The organism is Phaeovulum sp. (assembly GCF_041596715.1).
GTDB lineage: Bacteria > Pseudomonadota > Alphaproteobacteria > Rhodobacterales > Rhodobacteraceae > UBA6213.
In genome coordinates, this window is sequence record NZ_JBFHIA010000298.1 from 1 (window position 1) to 3,248 (window position 3,248).

At 63.6% G+C, this 3,248-nt stretch carries 4 protein-coding genes; all 4 read right to left on the minus strand.

The window, feature by feature from the left end; translation table 11 throughout:
* On the minus strand, positions 1-576 hold a 576-nt coding region (locus ABY403_RS14935), incomplete at its 3' end, for an ATP-binding cassette domain-containing protein (RefSeq protein WP_372841615.1).
* Entirely contained in the window at positions 570-1,442 is an 873-nt protein-coding gene (locus ABY403_RS14940; RefSeq protein WP_372841616.1) for an ABC transporter permease, read from the minus strand. The genes ABY403_RS14940 and ABY403_RS14935, both read right to left, overlap by 7 nt.
* The gene (locus ABY403_RS14945) at positions 1,435-2,373 is read right to left on the minus strand and encodes an ABC transporter permease (protein ID WP_372841617.1); all 939 of its coding nucleotides are present in this window, start codon (positions 2,371-2,373) and stop codon (positions 1,435-1,437) included. The genes ABY403_RS14940 and ABY403_RS14945 overlap by 8 nt, the downstream gene beginning before the upstream one ends.
* A 58-nt stretch (positions 2,374-2,431) precedes the next feature.
* On the minus strand, positions 2,432-3,248 hold an 817-nt coding region (locus tag ABY403_RS14950; protein WP_372841618.1), incomplete at its 5' end, for an ABC transporter substrate-binding protein.

Genomic DNA, 3,248 nt, shown 5'->3' on the forward strand with positions numbered 1-3,248 from the left:
GAGCATGGCGGTAAGTGCGGCCAGTATTTCGCGCTCGGTCAGCACATCAAGCCCGGTGGTCGGTTCATCGGCAATCAGCAGGCTCGGGCGCAGCAAAAGCGCCATCGCGATCAGCACCCGCTGCTTCATGCCGCCCGAAAGCTGATAAGGAAACTTCCACGCCACCTCGGGGTCGAGCGCAACCGCTTGCAGCGCCGCCGCAACGCAGCGCGTTGGTTGGCCGCGCGCAACCTTCGCCGCCTCGGTCAATTGCGACCCGACGCGGCGCGCGGGGTTAAGAGCGGTGCCGGGGCTTTGGAATATCTGAAAAATCGTGCTGCCGCGCAGCCTGCGCCAGCGCCGCGGCGAAAGCGCCGCAAGGTCGTGCCCGTCAAGCGTCATGGTGGCCGCGCGCAGCCGAAGCGGTGGCCGCAAAAGGCCACAAAGCGCGCCCGCGGTCAGCGATTTGCCGCTGCCCGAAGCACCGATCAGCCCTTTGCGCTCGCCGGGGGCAAGCGCAAAGCTCGCACCATCCAGCAACCGTTCGCCCTGCCCTGCCAGCACCGAAAGCCCGCGCACCTCTAGCCCTCTCACCATCGGTAGGCCTCCCTTTGATCCAAAAGATCGCGCAGCCCCTCGCCGATCAGGTTGAAGGCCAGCACCGCCAAGGTCACCGCAAGGCCCGGCACCAGCAGCATGTGCGGTGCACGCGCAAAGAAGGGGCGCGCCTCGTTCAGCATCGCGCCCCATTCCGGGGTCGGTGCCTGCGCGCCGATCCCAAGAAAGCTGAGTGAAGAGAGCACCAAAAGAACGGATGCCATTTCCAGCGACACGATCACCGCCAGCGGCGGCAGCACCTGTGGCAGCACATGGCGCACGATCACGCGCGCCCGCGATGCGCCCGCCAGCCTTGCCGCGCGCACAAAATCGCGCTGCCGTGCCGAAAGCACCAAGGCACGCAGCAGCCGCGCGTTCGATGGCCACCACGCCGCCGCAACCCCGATGATCGAGGCTTCAAGCGAAGCGCCCATGAATCCGATCACCGCCAGCGCCAGCACCAGTGTCGGAAAGGCCATCACGATGTCGGCCAGCCGCATCAACAGCGCATCGACCTTGCCACCCGCCAGTGCCGCCGTCAGCCCCCAGGGCAATGCGATGGATAGGATCGCGGCCATGGTGGCAATCGCCGCCCCCAGCGACACGGGCACCGCACCGATCAGCCGCGACAGCACATCGCGCCCCAGATGGTCGGTGCCCAGCGGATGCGCCGCCGAAGGTGGCGCAAGCCGCGCCAGAAGGTCGATCCGCTCGGGTGGCGGCAAAGGCAAAAAGCTACCGCCTAGCGCAAGCAAGGCAAAACAGCCCAGCAGCGCAAAGCCCAGCGCAAGCCCGCCGCGCCCGACAAGGTTGCGCGGCAAGCGGCGGCGCCTGGTGGCGATAAGGGCCATCGGTGCGTCAGTCATGCCCGACCTCCCGGCGCAGCTGCGGGTCGGTCAGAATCACGATCACATCAGCCAAAAGGCTGGTCGCAAAATACCCAAGCCCCATGAACACGAGATACGCTTGAATGATCGGGTAGTCGCGCTGCGCGATGGCTTGCAAGATCAACTGCCCCAGACCGGGCCAGCCAAAGATCGTTTCCACGATCACCGCGCCGCCCAGCAACGCGCCCAGCGTATTGGCCCAAGCGGTGGCAAGCGGGCCGATAATGCGCGGTGCAATGTGACGCAAAAGAATCGCGGCAGGCGAAAGGCCCTTTGCAATGGCAAGGCGCACGTGGTCTTCGCACATTTCGGCACGAATGCGTTCGTGCACAACGCGGCCAAGCGAGGCCCCCGCCGCCAAGCTAAGCGTGACCGTTGGCAATACCAGATCACCCAGCGCCCCATCGCCAACCAGCCGCGCCCAACCCAGTTGCAGCACAAAGACCCAAATCAGCAGCAGCGCCAGCCAGAAAGAGGGGATGGAAACCAGCACCACCGTAAACGTGCGCAGCAATGCCGCCACACCGCGGGGCGCGGATACGGCCGCAATGCCAAGCGTCAACGATATTGCAACCGCGCCAACCAGCGCGCTCGCCGCCAGTGTCAGTGTTGCGGGCAAGTAGATGCCGATCTCGTTTATCACAGAGCGGCCGGACGCGATCGAGGTGCCAAGCTCGCCGCGCAACGCATCGCCAAGCCACATGATGTAGCGCACCGGCAAAGGCTTATCCAAACCGAACTCGGCGCGCATTGCGGCGACATCTTCTGTTGAAAATGCCGATCCCATTGCGCGCAACTCCTGCATCACAGGATCGCCCGGCGTTAACGAGACGATGAAAAAGGCCAGCAGCGACATTCCGAACAACGTCGGAATAGCCGTGAAAACCCTCCAACAGAGAAACCGTGTCATGATGCCCCCGGTGCGGTTGCGGGGCGCGGATATGCGCCCCGCGTGCCTCTATCAGCCGCTACTCGGCAACAACGCGGGTCATGCCGTAGTCGATCCAGTCGGTGAACTCTGACATCGGGATCTCTAGCCCTGGACGCGACAGCACGAAGTTCGGCACCAGCAAGATCGGGATCGTCACAAGGTCGTCTTGCACGATGGCGCGGTGTGCGGCGCGCACCTTTTCGATCACCACTTCACGGGTTTGCGCATTCCGGGCATCCGCCAAAAGCGCATCCACATGCGGGCCGGGGGCGAGAGTGCGATAGCCCGTCCAAGGTGTCGTCGTGGTGTAGAGCATGCTGAGCAGATAGGTCGGGTCGGTGTTATTGTTGGACCCCATCTCTATGAACAGATCACCTTGCCCCGGTTCTAGGTAGGTGTCGTCATAGACCCCGGCGTCGTCTACCTCGATCAGTTCGATGTCAATGCCGGCGCCGATCAGCATTTGCTGCACCATTTCAGGGACCGGCTTGACCGTGGTCACATTGGGATAAGCGGCAACAAGGCGCAGCTTCATCTTGCGCCCTTCTTTTTCGCGCACCCCATCGGCACCCAGCTTCCAACCCGCGGCATCCATCAACGCAGCGGCTTTTTCGGGGTCGTAGCCAAAGCCGTCGGTGTGGTCTTCGCCAAGGCCGAACATCCAGCCCGGCAAGATTCCCTTGGCCGGCACACCACGCCCATCAAAAAGCACCTCGGCGATGGCTTCGCGGTCGATCGCCCAAGCCACGGCCTGACGCAAAGTGACGTCTTTCAGAATGTCAAAAGGTGCCGGGGCGTTGATACCAACCGAAAGCGCCAGATAGCGGATCGGGCGGCTTTCATGCAGCACGACC

Bases quoted from the DNA above. Each gene is read 5' to 3' on its own strand.
- ABY403_RS14945 (WP_372841617.1), bottom strand. From the start codon at position 2,373: ATGACACGGTTTCTCTGTTGGAGGGTTTTCACGGCTATTCCGACGTTG.
- ABY403_RS14940 (WP_372841616.1), bottom strand. From the start codon at position 1,442: ATGACTGACGCACCGATGGCCCTTATCGCCACCAGGCGCCGCCGCTTG.